This window comes from Pseudomonas sp. BF-R-19 (genome assembly GCF_019956445.1).
Lineage (GTDB): Bacteria > Pseudomonadota > Gammaproteobacteria > Pseudomonadales > Pseudomonadaceae > Aquipseudomonas > Aquipseudomonas fluorescens_BH.
This window is the reverse complement of the sequence record NZ_JAHBDN010000030.1, coordinates 88,841-102,861: the sequence shown is the minus strand read 5'-3', so window position 1 is coordinate 102,861 and position 14,021 is coordinate 88,841. Positions and strand designations below refer to the sequence as shown.

Below are 14,021 nucleotides of genomic sequence, written 5' to 3'. Positions count from 1 at the left end.
GGAGACCTACAGTGAGCGACTTTAAAATTCCCTTCAATCGCCCTTTCATGACGGGAAAGGAACTTTACTATATTGCAGAAGCAAAGTTCCTTAATAAGCTTGCTGGTGACGGCCCCTTCACTCGACGTTGCCATCAGTGGCTTGAACAGTACACCGCCAGCGAAAAGGTACTGTTGACGCACTCATGTACTGCTGCCCTGGAAATGTCAGCCCTATTGCTCAATATTGAACCTGGGGATGAGATCATCATGCCCTCTTACACCTTCGTCTCCACTGCTAACGCTTTTGTATTGCGCGGTGGAGTACCGGTGTTTGTCGATATCAGAAAAGACACACTGAACCTGGACGAACGCTTGATTGAGGCTGCGATTACCCCTCGCACCAAGGCAATCGTTCCGGTTCACTACGCTGGCGTCGCATGCGAAATGGACACGATTATGCAGATCGCCCGCCGGCACGGTCTCCGCGTGGTTGAGGATGCTGCGCAGGGGGTCATGGCCTCCTATAAAGGAAGAGCCTTGGGCAGTATTGGTGATCTGGGCGCATATAGCTTCCATGAAACCAAGAACGTGATATCCGGCGAAGGCGGCGCGCTATTGGTTAACGACCCGACACTGTCATTACGCGCCGAGGTCATTCGGGAGAAAGGTACGGACCGCAGCCGTTTCTTCAGAGGTGAAGTGGACAAGTACACTTGGCAGGAAGTCGGCTCATCCTACCTGCCAGGTGAATTGACCGCCGCTTTTCTTTGGGCGCAACTGGAAGAGGCACAGTCGATTACACAAAATCGCCTGGACAGCTGGAACCACTATCACCAAGCGCTCGAAGGGCTTGAATTGGCAGGCGCAGTACGCCGCCCGATCATTCCCGCAGAATGCACACACAATGCACACATGTACTATGTCTTGCTTGCTCCCGGCATCGATCGCCAACGCACGCTAGAGAAACTCAAACACGACAATATCCACCCGGTGTTCCATTACGTACCGCTGCACTCCTCACCGGCAGGACTGCGCTACGGCCGACAACATGGCGCGATGACAAATACAGACACCCTGTCGGAGTGCTTGATTCGCTTGCCACTGTGGGTGGGGCTGACAACGGAACAACAGGCAGGTGTCGTCGACTCGCTACAGCGCGCCGTTTCCTGAAGGGGAACACGCGGCGTGCAAATGCTGATCTACACACTGCGTAGCTGCACCCATGACATTGGACGCACGGTATATCGTTACCAGTAGATAAATGAACTAACCGCTCAGCACATCCGAGGGCTTACCCGGAGTTTCCAGAGAGCTTTCAGGTTCGATGGATACAATGCAGGCTCAATGCTGGGATTGGGCTATCATTGGCGCCGATTAATAAGCCTTTACTGACGAAGATAGAATAATCGATTTTTAAATCGACTGGGTGTTGAAGAATGAGAGATGTTTTAACAAATAAAATTCCAATAATTGTTCTGGCATTGTTCTTTGCTGTATTACTGAGCGGGGTATTTCTTCCGGTTTACTCCGATGAAGTCATGACAAAATTCAGGGTTGCGCGGCTCTTTCTGGAGGGCGGAAATGCGGTCACCCTTTTTCCACAATGCACAACAACTGCAGGGCGGACAGTTTCATGGGTATTTTATCCGGCCGGTATATTACTGTCGGCGATCTATGCCCACCTGGGTCCTTTTGGCTTGAGAGTGAGCGGGATTTCTTTATCGCTGATCTGGTTTGCCTTGCTCGCGTATTGGTGCTTGGCGCAGGCGCGTGATGTTGGAGGGGCTCTTCAGCGTTTCGCTGGATTGGTGGCGGTGGCTTCACTGGGCGTCCTACCCTATCTGTGGGCCTTGTCGCGCCCTGAACAACTTCTGATGCTGCTGATCCTGGTGCTTTGTTTGTTGGCACTCTTCTTCAAGGAGCAGAAGTCTGCGCGCGCGCAGGTGGCAATGACTGTTGGGCTTGCATTGTTGCTGACATTATTTTTCTATGCTCACCCGAAGAGCTTGTTCTATGCGCCATTCGCGCTAGCGGCCGTGTGGTTCGCGACGGCAACGTACCACAAAGCGATTCGCTATGGCTTGTGGCTGTTCGTCGTGGTTCTGTGCGTTCAGACCTTTCACTATTTCAGCGCGCTGGCGGGCTGTCAGGATGCGCCGAACATTCAAAAAATGCTGGCGTTCAACACATTGTTACCGGGTTTGCTGTTCTCTGCACCGGCTGAGTTTCTCAGCGCCGCATACAACAACTTAATAAGCTTTCCTGACCGGTTGTTGATACATCTGACCTTTAATGAAACTTTTCAATCGGGCTGGCTGCCTCCTATGGTCGGTAGCTTTGAAGCGTTACCGTACCTCAATCTTGCCATTTATTATTTTCTGTACGCGTTTATTATCGGAATCCACGTTGTAAGCATCCCGGTATTTCTGTTGCAACTGGCTCGCCGCCAAGTGTCTGCGTCTGTCGTGCTGGCGCTGTTGTTGGTCGGCGCAGATTTAATCAATGCGTTTTTTTACAACATCCAGAATTTTTATGCAGCTAATCAATTCATGCCTGTGTCGATCATCATCGCAGCCCTGTTGATGCACTCCCGGCGCGCAGTGAAGCTGAGTAACACACCCACACTATTAGCCTATTCACTGTTAATGCTGCTTTCCATGGCATCGATGGTGACACTGTTAACCCTCGTGACCCCTGGCATCACACGCAACTCCTCCTTCGCGCAATCGAGTTTGCCCGGGCAGCCGCTTTCGATTCCGGTGCTGGGGTCTCTGCTTCACCTGGATTCAATCAGTAAGCTGGGGGTGTCATGTGGTATTCCTGCGGAGTCGGCAGAAAATGTCGTAGTGGACCACATGACATATTTCGCCTTTTTGCGCGACAAGCAACCGATCCACGTGCTCTACGTGTCTGAGTTCGGCTACGGTGGCGACTTGAGCAACGGCAGGCTGCTGCCATTTCTCAAAGGGCTGAATAGCCCAGGCCTGATCACGCGTTGCGAATGGGTGCCGTATGAATTCCGGCAGGCGCAAGAGAAGGACGATATGGGCTACTGCTGTGTCAATTTCGGCAAGATCTGACTAGCGTTACCGGCATTAGTGCCCTCGGCACCCCGGAAACGGGAGGCCGAGGGGGCTCGATCACTTCCTTGACCGTCACGCCCTTGCGATGAGCCTTGGCAATTGCACCAGGTTCGGCCAGCTCAGCTTCGCGCCGCTTGAGCCAGGCCTGGGTCGCGGTCTTGCGATCGAAGGTCTGGCTTTCCTGATAAACTGTCACACCCTTTTGCATGATGCGGATCTGTGCGGTGTACGCTGCAGAGCCATCCTTGCGCTTGCGAACGGTGATCGACCCCATGGATTTTGCTACACGAGTGGTTTGCGTTGCTACATAGCAGCAAGGCTCTCTCAATATTAAGCAAAAACCGTAGCAAACCGTAGCAAATGAGAAGTAGCTAAATGCCGATGAAAACCACAGAAAACCTGGCCTATCCAGCAGATTCGGTATCCAGGAGGTTTTCTGTTGCACCCATGATGGATTGGAACTACTAAGACGAAAAAGAAAGCAAACAAAGGCCTCCAGAGCCACAAAATTTTCTTCGTACCACTTTCGTACCAACGCTATTTGTTAGGCCCCCCCCCTCAAATTGCTCAGCCCCCTAGTCCCTTGGCGACGGGCAGAAATCGGCCGATTCAGTTGAAAAAGTCGGTCATCCAAAACGGCCTGATCATTGACCGGTGAAAACGCTTTTTTTGCACGCTGCTGCGTGAAATCTGCGCCTGGAAACCTCTGCCGAAAGCAAAGATTTCAATCTCGAACGCGTACTTTTCAGCTGCGGAAACAATGGCCGACTTTTTCAACAGAATCGGCCGATCACTGCCTTTCGTCACCATCCCCCCTCACAAACTGGTTACGTCCCAACGCCTTGGCGTTGTACAGAGCCTGATCTGCCACCTCGATCAACCCTTGCAAATGGTTCAGTTGGGAACCCGTGGCTGTAGCAATCCCAATGCTCACACTTAGCCGTCCGAACGGGCTGGAGTTGTGCGCAATATTCTCTTGCTTCAAACGGTCGAGAATAAATTGCGCCACCACCGCGGCACCGTCACTGTCGGTGTCAGGCATAATGATACCAATCTCCTCTCCGCCATAACGCGCCACCAGATCTGACGGTCGCCTTACGCACGCCTCGAAAATCCTGCCAACCGTCTGCAGGCATGCGTCTCCAGCCACATGCCCGAACGAGTCGTTAAAGCGCTTGAAGTAGTCGATATCAATCATCAGCAATGCCAACGTCGTTCCCTCACGCTGTGCTCGCCGAGCTTCCATGGCAAGGCTCTCATCGAAACAGCGCCGATTTGCCAAACTGGTAAGGGCATCCTTCATCGCAAGCAGTTCAAGTTGCCGATTCGATGAGAGCAACTGCTGCTGAGTCCCACGCAACTGATCTTCTGCCTTGGTACGTCGACGGATATCCAGGATCAAAAACCAACCGATGAGTCCGGTAAGTCCCAGCAGCCCCGTCACCACCACCGCGGACAGCAATGCCTCCGTTCGCCACGCGGCGAGGGCTTCGCGCTTGCCGAGTGCCACAGTAGTGACCAGCGGCAGCCGGTCACTCTTTTGGAAGGCGTATAGCCGCTCCACGCCGTCCAGGCTGGAGGTAAACGATGCGGTGCCGACTGATCGATCGACGAGATACTTTACGTAGATGGGCGACTTGGAAAAGTTGCGCCCCATATCCTGCTCGCGGAAAGGATAGCGAACCAGCAACGTACCGTCGGTATAGGACAATCCGATAGCCCCCTCCTGCCCTACGTCGATCTTTCCAAACAACCGCAGGAAGTTTTCGATCCCCAAGGTGACCGCCACTACGCCGGCAAATTCGCCGCGAGGACCATTGAAACGACGGCTGACGGTGATCACCCATTCGTGATTGGAACGGCTCTGGATTGGCGGACCGATAAAGGGCTCACGGGATGGATCGTCGCGGTGATGAGTGAAATAGGCACGATCAGTGCTGTTCACCCCGGCTGGAATCGGCCGGTTGGAGGACATCAACCAACGTCCCTGATTATCGTAGATCGTGATACCACTGAGCTGTGGCATCAGCGGCACCTGGCGGTTGACCAATGCACTGAGCCGCTGAATCTGCGCAGGGCCGCTACCTTCGGTTTCCAGGCGTTCGACAAGCCCGAGCAAAAGCAGCGAGCTTTGCCGGACAATGCCTTCGGAGTAAGTGGCAAGCGCCTGGGTAAGGTTCAAGCCATGGACATCCACGTCCTCCAGTGCTCGATCTCGAGAGGCCAATACCTTCCAGACAGTCAGTGACGCCAGGGAACAACCGATAACCAACAGCAAAAGCACAGCAAGATGGGTATCACGCTTCACGTTACTACCTTATGGAAAGTCCATTTTTCCGTTCCAGCGACTATTGGGCCAAGCCAATAGCTGCAGCCATTCGTCCTCTAATTGAACAAGGATACAAGTAGTGGTGGATCGCTGCAGCAAGTGATTATGAGGTAGGAAAAGGTACATTTTGCTTCGCATCAAGGTGTCTAGGCGATGCGATTCAGAGACTTCGAGAAAGTAGGCTCACACATGGCGACGCAGCGATAAGACTGAGTGCGCCGCTCGATAGTCGCCGACGCTTCCTCTGGCCGTTTGGGGGCGGCTCTCAAAGGAACAAAAGCCGGCAAAGCCACTGGCGGCTGTTCTCGGTAAAGCGGCAGCCACTTGCGGATCACGTTGGCGTTGATGCCGTGGCTGATGGCGACGCTGGATAGCGTTGCGCCCGGTTGCAGGCATTCCTGAACAACCTGGGCCTTGAAGGGTTTCGGATAAGAGCTTCGTTGGCGCATGGAAATCCTGACGTTAAGGGCTATCGCGTCCGCTTAAAAATACGCGGACACCATCGCCCTTAAAGCTGGAGTTCGGAAGGTGTGTTCCCAGGACGCTTACCGTTTTCTGCCTCTCGCCGAGGGCAGAAATCGGCCCAGAGTGTGTAAAAACGCTCATGGCCTCATCATCTTGGATCATCGAGGTTCGTTGACCGAGCGATCGCACGGTCAATACTGCGGGCCGCATCGGTCGCGACCTGGAACACGTCAATGCTGTTTTTACAGCCTCTGGGATGGGCCAAAATCAGCCTTTTTTATGCCGACAGCGCCTTCATCAAACCGTTAGCACCGATGATTTTCATGACCCGTTTCATGTTGTAGGCGAGCACATTCAAACTCATCTCCGCACCCACCCCGGCCAGCTTCCGCGTCAGGAAGTGCGTCGCACCCATCCATTGTTTGAGCGTCCCGAAGGGATGCTCAACCGTCCGTTTTCGGACTCGCATCATCTCTGGCGCGTTGCTCAGCCGAAGCTGCATCTCCTCCAATACGGCTTCATGCTCCCAGCGTCGAACTCGTCGTTCCGTGCTCGGCGTGCACTGTGCTTTCAACGCGCAGCCCTGGCATTTCGAACTCCAGTAACGATGCAACTTCAGGCCTTTTTCAATGTTGGAATAGCGCCAGATCAGCGCCTCTCCAGCCGGGCAAATGTATTGGTTTTTTGCCGCGTCATAGACGAACGCATCGTTATTGAAACGCCCGTCAGCCTTGGCTCCAGAGGTCATTGGCTTGGGCACGTAGGCGATGATGCCTGCATCGTGACAAGCCAGGATTTTTTCGCTTTTGAAGTAACCTCGGTCAGCCACTACCGACAACGTTTCTGACGCCATCGCCTCGCGGGCCTGCTTGGCCGTTGAGCTGAGTTGATCGCGGTCGGAACCGACGTTGGTCACCTCATGTGCAACGATCAAATGGTGCTGCGTATCGACCGCCGTCTGCACGTTGTAGCTAACGATTCCCGTGCCGCGCGTCATCATGGAGCGGCTGTCTGGATCGGTCAGTGAGACCTGTTTATCCGGCGATTCATTGAGCTGGATTTCGATCGCCTGAAGCTCCTTCATTTGAGTTTTGAGCTTGACGATTTTCTCTTCCAGCCGCACGGCATTGGGCTCGGAAGCGGTTGGTTCTTGCCGATCAGCAGCATCGAGTGCCGTCAGGTAACGGTTGATGCTCGATTCAATTTCTTCCATTCGCCGCTTCAGTTTGGCGCTGGTGAAATTGCGGTCGCGGTTGTTGACTGCTTTGAATTTACTGCCATCGATGGCGACCAGATGTTCTCCGAACAGTCCCAATTGCTGACACAGCACGACGAACTGGCGACAGACGCCTCGGATGGCCTTGCTGTTGTCTTTTCGGAAGTTGGCGATGGTCTTGAAATCCGGCATCAAACGTCCGGTCAACCACATCAGCTCGACGTTGCGTTGAGCTTCTCGCTCCAAACGTCGGCTCGACTGGATGCGGTTGAGATAGCCGTAGATGTAGATCTTCAGCAAGATCGCGGGGTGGTAAGCAGGCCGGCCAGTATCCGCCGGGATGGCACCTTCAAAACTCAAATTGACCAGGTCAAGTTCATCGACGAAGACGTCGACTACGCGCACCGGGTTGGTATCGCTGACGTAGTCGTCGAGGCTCTCGGGAAGTAAGGTGCCTTGGCCTCGATGTTCACCTTGGATAAAGCGCTTCATGGGCGATCCCTACGATGAAATCCTCAGAAATCATAGCAAGGGTTCACGAAGGCGTTTTTACACACTCTGGGCCAAAAGCGGACATCAACCAATGGCATTCTTCATTCCGTTTTGTAGCAAGCAGAATTCAGACATGTTCAAATTAAGAAACAATTTAACAATGATCAGAAAGGTAAGCAGCAATGCCAGAAGTCACCGACAATACTTTCTTTGATCTCGCAGATGCGCATTTAAACCTATCAAGCGAACAGCTTAGGGTATTCGAAAACCTTGGAAAGTAAGCGCATCGATGATGTTTGGCACTGCACGATTCAATGCTGGGTGAGCACTCGCGCCTTCAAATCGGGCGTAGACGAAGTAACCTGATCCCTGATTCCCCGTCCTCTCTATCCACCCTAGGTTGAAAACTCGGTTTCGACCGCTTATTTGTTGATCCCCAGTATTCGCTGCCAATCAAAGGGAAAATTAACACTCAACGGCAGCTGATCGATTCTCCAGCGAACCGGCAGTGGTTGATCAAACCTGGCAGCAACCTGCAATCCCATCTCGTTCGCGGCGAATGGCCCGCGAAGAGCTGTCGGCGTGCGAGCGGCACTGTCTACTGCCTGCACCACGTGAGCATCCAGCCATTCTCCGTCCGGCATGTGCACTTTCAGTGGCTGACCTATCTGTGCGTAGTTGATGTTGAGCGGCTCCAGATAAATCCACAGTAACGGGTCGGCCACCCGCTCCAGACGCATCAGCAACGTTCCTGGGCCGACGTTCTCTCCTTGAGTAACAAGCACTTCTGCTATCCGACCACTCTGCGGCGCCGTCACTGACAAGGCTGACAGCCGTGTCTTCAGCCATTGCTGTTCAGCATTTTGCTGGATCACCTCCCGATCAAATCCTTGAGGCGATTGATGAGCTAACTGCTCACGACGCTCGAAAGCCAACAAATCCGCTCGAAACCCATCGCGCTCGGTCTGTGCGGCCAGCACCTCACCTCGAGTGGCAGCGCCTTGCTGTACAAGACTGTCCAACTGCTGAACACGTTGCTCTGCCCTGCCCACCTTGGCTCTGAGCATTTGGCGCTCTTTCATGCCCAAATCGGAATCGCCAAGCCGCGCAGCTTCAACGGGCATTGCGGCAAGTTGCAACAGTCGGGCACGCCACTCCGGATTGTCGAGGTTGACCAGCGGTTGGTCCGCCTGCACGTGCTCCCCCGCCGTGACGAATAGCTGCTCGACCCGACCGGCATCTCGTGCGCGCACCTCCTGAATAGGCAAGAGCAACTGCGCCGGCGCGTCAATCATCAAGAGGCCATACAACAGCTTGCCGACAAGCCAGAGTAACGGGCTGGCCACCAGGAACAGGATCAGGTACCAGCGTAGGCGAAAGGCCATACGTTTGCCCGGAGCGTAGAGCACATTCAGGCCTTGCTCCTGAGTGGGGTTTTGCTCTTTTTGACTATCGAAACGAATCTTCATGAGCCTCTCACCGTTTGGGGAAGTCGCGCCAGGCTTGCCAATCGATACCGGCAAGACCCTGAGGTTGTAGCTGGTCACGCCACACCGCTACCTGGCGTTGCAATTGTTCAGCGGAGGCGCCGGCCCAGCTTTCGGTGGATGGCAACTGAGGCTCAGTGCTCTGAGCCAGGCGAAATTGCAGATCAGGCCAACGTTGCGCAATCTCCCCTGCCAGTTGTGCACTGCGTTGCGGGTTATGGGTGTAAATCATCAGGCTGACCTGACGCACCCCGATGGTCGGCAGCGCACAAGGCACACAGAGGTGCCCGGTCTGAGCCGCAACGAACCAGCGATGGTGGCTCGATATTTCGACTGGCCATTGGCTTGCCACTGATGCCGCACGTAACGTGTCGAGCCAGTCTTTCAGGCGTTGATCGGGTACCGGCATACCGAGCTGTTCGACTTCGAGATCCAGATGAAGGCTTGCAAACGGAAGTCCATTAAGCTTTCCCAGTAAATCCGTCAGTTGCTTGCGATGCTGCGGTTGAATCCAGCTGGGGTCGCCGAGTAGCAGACTCACTTGCAGACCACTGCGTACAGCATCCTGGAGCAATTGTTCAAGCAATTGGCGGGTCGCCGACAGATTGGTGACTTGGACGGCGTTCAGGCCGAGATAGATTTTCTGCATCCCGGCTGTGCGCAATGCGTGCAGTTCCGCCTGACGATGCATGGGATCCAGTAACGCTTCGCTGTTCCAGACATAGGTGGCCTGAAGCCATTTTTTCGGCTCCATCGGAGCATTTTGACGCCGTGCCGCAGATGTTGAGGCAGCACCTGTTGCAGAGAGTGGTGGCTTGATCATCGGCGACCACTCCAAACGTTCGTCACCCAACAATGCAGCAAATTGTGGACTGTCGTCGGTGAAGAGATTCAACTCGGCCTGACGCAACCAGGCGGCATGCCACGCCGCAATCAATTCGAATCCTGACTGGAAATAAACGCGTTCGGTGGTCAATAGGGCATTGAAGTTTCCATTCGCGTCCACCGTGCTCCGAGCCTTTTCCTCATTGAGGGCCAACGCGGCGGTATGCCATTGCTGACTGCGCTGCATGATCAACGCTTGCGCGGTGTTTTGGGCGCGCAATGCCTTGCTCAGCTCCAGACCCAACGAGCGCTGTTCGGCCTCAACACGGTTGGTCGCCGATTCGTAGCGTGCGTCGGCGACTTGTTGGCGAGCCCGCGTATTACCGACCAAATCGAAAGGCGTAGAGAAATTGAGGCTGGCCACCAAGCCGCTGCCCGCTTTATTCGAATCACTGCGATACTCCCGAGTGCTGGCCAGAGCCACATCGGAATCAATAGACGAATACCAGGGGTTGTCTCGCTCTTTGTCGGCCAGATCACGAAGGCTTTGCTTTTCCGTGACCCTTGGATGCTGATTCAACAGCGCCTGCCATTGAACCAATGGCTGTGGTTGTGGCGCGAGAGGCTCGGCTACCGCCTGGGCACCTGCAGGTAACCCGCTCATGCTGATGCCAGCCAAGTCTTCGCGTACATCGACTTCGATCCTGGGCAGCGCCATGCATCGTGTTGAAAGCCCTTCCCACTCATCCAACTGCAACTGACCTTCGGAAGTGCGTGACATACCTTTTACCATGCGCAGGCGAATCGCCTGACCAGCCTTCTTGGCCGCAGAAACGAGCGCATCACAAAAAGCTGATTCCTGTTGCACGCGCCACCAATCAGCGTAAGCACTACGCAATGCCAGACGCTGGCTAGCAGCCTCTAAAGCAACCCGCGATTGCTGTCGTTGGCGTTCGTACTGATTGGTTTGCAGTAGGTCGAGCTGACGCTTAAGGCTGCCCAACAGAGGATGGCGTACACCAAGACTCAAATTTCGACCGTTATAATCATCGCGCACGTCTGAAGTGACCAACTCGTCAAAATGCCCGACGCCAGCACCGGCGAACACTTGCCATCCGGTCCGGTCCTGGTGAAGTTTGGCTTCTGCTTCGAGGGCTCGAAGGTCAGCTTGGCCTGCACGAAGCAGAGGATCTGATTGTTGCTTATCTATCAGCTGTTGAAGAGTCAGCGGTTGAGCCTGCAACGAAGTAGCTAACAGCGATAAAGTTAGAGCCAGTAGTACCGATCGCATTTTAAAACCTTGTGGCTTTTTTCAAGACCCACCATGGCGCCATGCTGCTTTCCTCATGGCCACGACGGAACACCTCATTGAGCATGGCAACTGCGCTCCAGCAGCGCATGATCAACATGAATAGAGGATAAATCGGCACTAGCAACCCTAAGCGCAGGTCCTGCCGAGGTCGATCGGAAACTAATAACAGCAAGGCCCCGAACAATATTGCGGTGATCGTCAGATACAGCAGATAGACCAGAGACGACAAGACCAACAGCGTCGAGCCAGGCAGGGTGAACAATGCCACCAAGGTGTAGCCAAGAATGATGAACGGCAGCACCAACTGGAAAAAGAAGCCACTGACGAGCATCATCAAGAAGCTCCGCCAACCTAATAGCGTCGGATTAATACTGTGGCTGTGCTTGCGAACGTAGAGGAAAAAAAGGTCTCCATCCCAACGTAGCCTCTGCATGAGAAACTGCTTGAATGTCGTTGGAGCATCGGTATGGCCGATGGCTTCTGGTTCAAATGGGATTCTTAAATCATGACGCCCGAAATAACTTTTGATGCGCAGAGTTATATCGAGGTCTTCCGCGGTGTGAGTGTCCCAGCCACCAATTTTTATCAGAAAACTGCGACGGAACGCGCCGAAGGCACCGGAGATGTTATTGACCTGATTCCACTCGGCCAAACCGATTTTCGACATATGGATCGAAAGCAAGTACTCCAGCGCTTGCATCGCCGCGGTCAGGGAGCTCCAGGCATTACGGACTCGCAAGCTGCCAGCCACCGCTGGCACCGTCGGGTCCGCAAAATGCCGCACGATGGCACTGACCATATTGTTGTCAAACGACGTGTCACCATCCAGGGCCATCACAATCTCACCGCTAGCATGCGCCAGACCGGCATTCAATGAAGACACTCGGCCGCCACGCTGCCACTTGGCAATCGGACGAAGATGCCGCCGTGGATACAAAGCAGGATCTACCCGAAAGTCCCGTACCGCATGCAGCGTCGGCTGGTTCAGGGTAGCGCCGTCCACCACCGGTATCATCTCGATGTGTCCGGGATAGGTTTGTTCGCACAGGCTCAACAGCGTCTGCTGCACATCCATCCCTTCGCTGTAACAGGTGATGATGCAAGAGACTTTCGGTTGATAAAGGCTGTGTTGTGGGCGATAGGACTGGCGTCGCACGAACCAGCGCAATACGCCCAGCAACACCAGAGTATTGAACGGTAATTCAAGCAGCAGGAAATACGGAAAGAGCATATAGAACAATCGACTCACACCACCTGGTCCCGCCAGTTGATTGAGTATTTCCTGAGTCTGATCGAAGAGTGGATTCATTGCAGCCTCAAGCCAGTTCGCTGGCCAGACGGGCCAACAACAATTCGCCGTCCTCTTGTTCAAGCAGATCCTGCGGCGCAGTGAAGCTGACGATACGAAGAGATATCTGGCTGACCTCAGGTCCCGAGAACAACTCGGCAACCTTTGCCAGACGTTGTTTGACACTCAGCAATCCTTCGGCCCCCGTGTGCGGGAGCATGAGCCAGAGGAACTCTTCCGAGCTTCGAGAGCATCGATCGGTTTCCCTGACTGTTTCCTGTAAACGATCGACCAGACTGTCGACGAAGGCATGCCCGCGGTGCTCGCCAAGTCGAAGCAACGTATCGGTCATGTTGACGAAGCGCAGGCCAATCAGTGAAAACGCCGGCTGTTGATAGCGTCGTACGATCTGAATTTGCCAAGTGAGCAGGTCATAGAAATCTTTGCCACCCAGTAAATTGAGTTGGCCGAAGTGATTGAGCCCGCCAAGCTCATTGTCAAAGCCTTGGCGGCAGCGTAAACGACCTGCTTCAGTCAAGCGGTAGTGCCTGATTTCGCGTACGCGCAGCTTGTCGGGTGCATGTGCCAAGCCACAATCCAGGCAACGCGCCTGAACATCGGCGTCAACGAAAAATGCCTGACATGACCGGCAGCGGTAGTTCTCCAGTGGTCGATCATAGTCGCTGCCAATGTGTCGCAATCGGTTCAGACAGTTAGGGCAAAGTAACATCCCGTCTTTCAGAAAGTTCTCTTGGGCACCCACATGGCCACAGGTAAAGCAGTGCAGTGAAGGCTGACGGGAAATGTCCAGGGCCTGGCATTCGGCGCATACATCAACATAGTTCAAACGGCCCGAACCGCAGCCTGAACAGAGTCGGACGCGATCGACCAGCACCCCTTCTTCCAGCCAGTTTTGCTGGGCCATCAGCGTCAACCAGACGAACGTATTGACTTTCTCGTCTTCGGCCAAAACCTCCAGCAATGGGTAGCGATAATGCTGAGGCACCTCTGGGTCGCGCAGTGCATGCACTTCTGCGCTGGGGTGAAACCACAACCACGAAAGCACCCGGCTTTCAAATCGATCAGACGCCCCCCCGCTATCAAAGAGTCTGAACCGTGCTCTCCACAATCTCCAGAGTGGCGTTACTTCCTGCAGATCAGCAGGGGGAGCACCATCGCCCAGCGCTTCGCACCAACCGTCCAAATCACGGCAGCAGTAAATCAAACTGAATCGATAAGCAGTATCTACACGCAGCTTACGAAGCAATTGCCCAGCAGAGGCACCTGGCATGTCAAGCAACAACACATCAAACGCTGGAACGGCCAAAAGGCTGTCCAGATCGCCAAAGCGTTTCAGTTCCAAGGAACCAAAACCCGAAGTGAAATTGCCAAGAACAGCAATGCGTGGAGTTGAAGTGGGCATGATGTGGTCCCTAAGCGGCAGACAAATAGCTCGCAGCCAGAAAAATCGAGAATGATAGCATTTCGCTATAATATCGTCTATTTCAAAACGAGCCTCATAAGATCATTTCAGAGGCGTGGC

The 14,021-nt window shown here is 54.1% G+C and carries 10 protein-coding genes and 2 pseudogenes; 3 read left to right on the top strand and 9 right to left on the bottom strand.

The window, feature by feature from the left end; genetic code table 11:
* The first annotated feature begins 11 nt into the window (after window positions 1-11).
* Window positions 12-1,151 carry a dTDP-4-amino-4,6-dideoxygalactose transaminase gene (rffA, locus tag KGB28_RS02885; protein ID WP_223442098.1) on the top strand — a complete coding sequence of 380 codons (1,140 nt, stop codon included), beginning with the start codon at window positions 12-14 and terminating at the stop codon, window positions 1,149-1,151.
* Window positions 1,152-1,417: 266 nt separating this feature from the next.
* Complete coding sequence (locus KGB28_RS02880; protein ID WP_223442095.1) at window positions 1,418-3,061, top strand: hypothetical protein; 1,644 nt, start codon at window positions 1,418-1,420, stop codon at window positions 3,059-3,061.
* Window positions 3,062-3,116: 55 nt separating this feature from the next.
* On the opposite strand, the pseudogene KGB28_RS02875 reads toward KGB28_RS02880, so the two are convergent.
* The 5 genes and pseudogenes from KGB28_RS02875 to KGB28_RS02855 form a co-directional block, all read right to left on the bottom strand.
* Window positions 3,117-3,338, bottom strand: a pseudogene (locus KGB28_RS02875) (site-specific integrase); the annotation flags it as partial.
* Between the two features lie 335 nt (window positions 3,339-3,673).
* The gene (locus tag KGB28_RS02870; protein ID WP_223442093.1) at window positions 3,674-3,874 is read right to left on the bottom strand and encodes a hypothetical protein; all 201 of its coding nucleotides are present in this window, start codon (window positions 3,872-3,874) and stop codon (window positions 3,674-3,676) included.
* Window positions 3,855-5,372 carry a diguanylate cyclase gene (locus KGB28_RS02865; protein WP_223442090.1) on the bottom strand — a complete coding sequence of 506 codons (1,518 nt, stop codon included), beginning with the start codon at window positions 5,370-5,372 and terminating at the stop codon, window positions 3,855-3,857. The genes KGB28_RS02870 and KGB28_RS02865 overlap by 20 nt, the downstream gene beginning before the upstream one ends.
* Window positions 5,373-5,539: 167 nt before the next feature.
* Window positions 5,540-5,842 carry an IS66-like element accessory protein TnpA gene (gene tnpA / locus KGB28_RS02860; RefSeq protein ID WP_223442087.1) on the bottom strand — a complete coding sequence of 101 codons (303 nt, stop codon included), beginning with the start codon at window positions 5,840-5,842 and terminating at the stop codon, window positions 5,540-5,542.
* 293 nt (window positions 5,843-6,135) lie between these two features.
* Window positions 6,136-7,566: an IS1182 family transposase gene (locus KGB28_RS02855; RefSeq protein WP_223442079.1), complete on the bottom strand. Its 1,431-nt coding sequence runs from the start codon at window positions 7,564-7,566 to the stop codon at window positions 6,136-6,138.
* A 182-nt stretch (window positions 7,567-7,748) separates the two neighbouring features.
* On the opposite strand from KGB28_RS02855, the pseudogene KGB28_RS02850 reads away from it, so the two are divergent.
* Window positions 7,749-7,914, top strand: a pseudogene (locus KGB28_RS02850) (DUF3144 domain-containing protein); the annotation flags it as partial.
* Window positions 7,915-7,988: 74 nt separating this feature from the next.
* Here KGB28_RS02850 and KGB28_RS02845 read toward each other — a convergent pair.
* From KGB28_RS02845 to KGB28_RS02830, 4 genes are all read right to left on the bottom strand, one after another.
* Entirely contained in the window at window positions 7,989-9,035 is a 1,047-nt protein-coding gene (locus KGB28_RS02845) for an HlyD family secretion protein (protein ID WP_223442077.1), read from the bottom strand.
* Window positions 9,036-9,042: 7 nt separating this feature from the next.
* Window positions 9,043-11,169 carry a TolC family protein gene (locus KGB28_RS02840; protein WP_223442075.1) on the bottom strand — a complete coding sequence of 709 codons (2,127 nt, stop codon included), beginning with the start codon at window positions 11,167-11,169 and terminating at the stop codon, window positions 9,043-9,045.
* Window position 11,170: 1 nt separating this feature from the next.
* On the bottom strand, window positions 11,171-12,421 hold the full coding sequence (locus KGB28_RS02835) for a glycosyltransferase family 2 protein (RefSeq protein WP_411740570.1): 1,251 nt from the start codon (window positions 12,419-12,421) through the stop codon (window positions 11,171-11,173).
* Window positions 12,422-12,506: 85 nt separating this feature from the next.
* Entirely contained in the window at window positions 12,507-13,901 is a 1,395-nt protein-coding gene (locus KGB28_RS02830) for a diguanylate cyclase (protein ID WP_223442071.1), read from the bottom strand.
* Window positions 13,902-14,021: the final 120 nt, after the last annotated feature.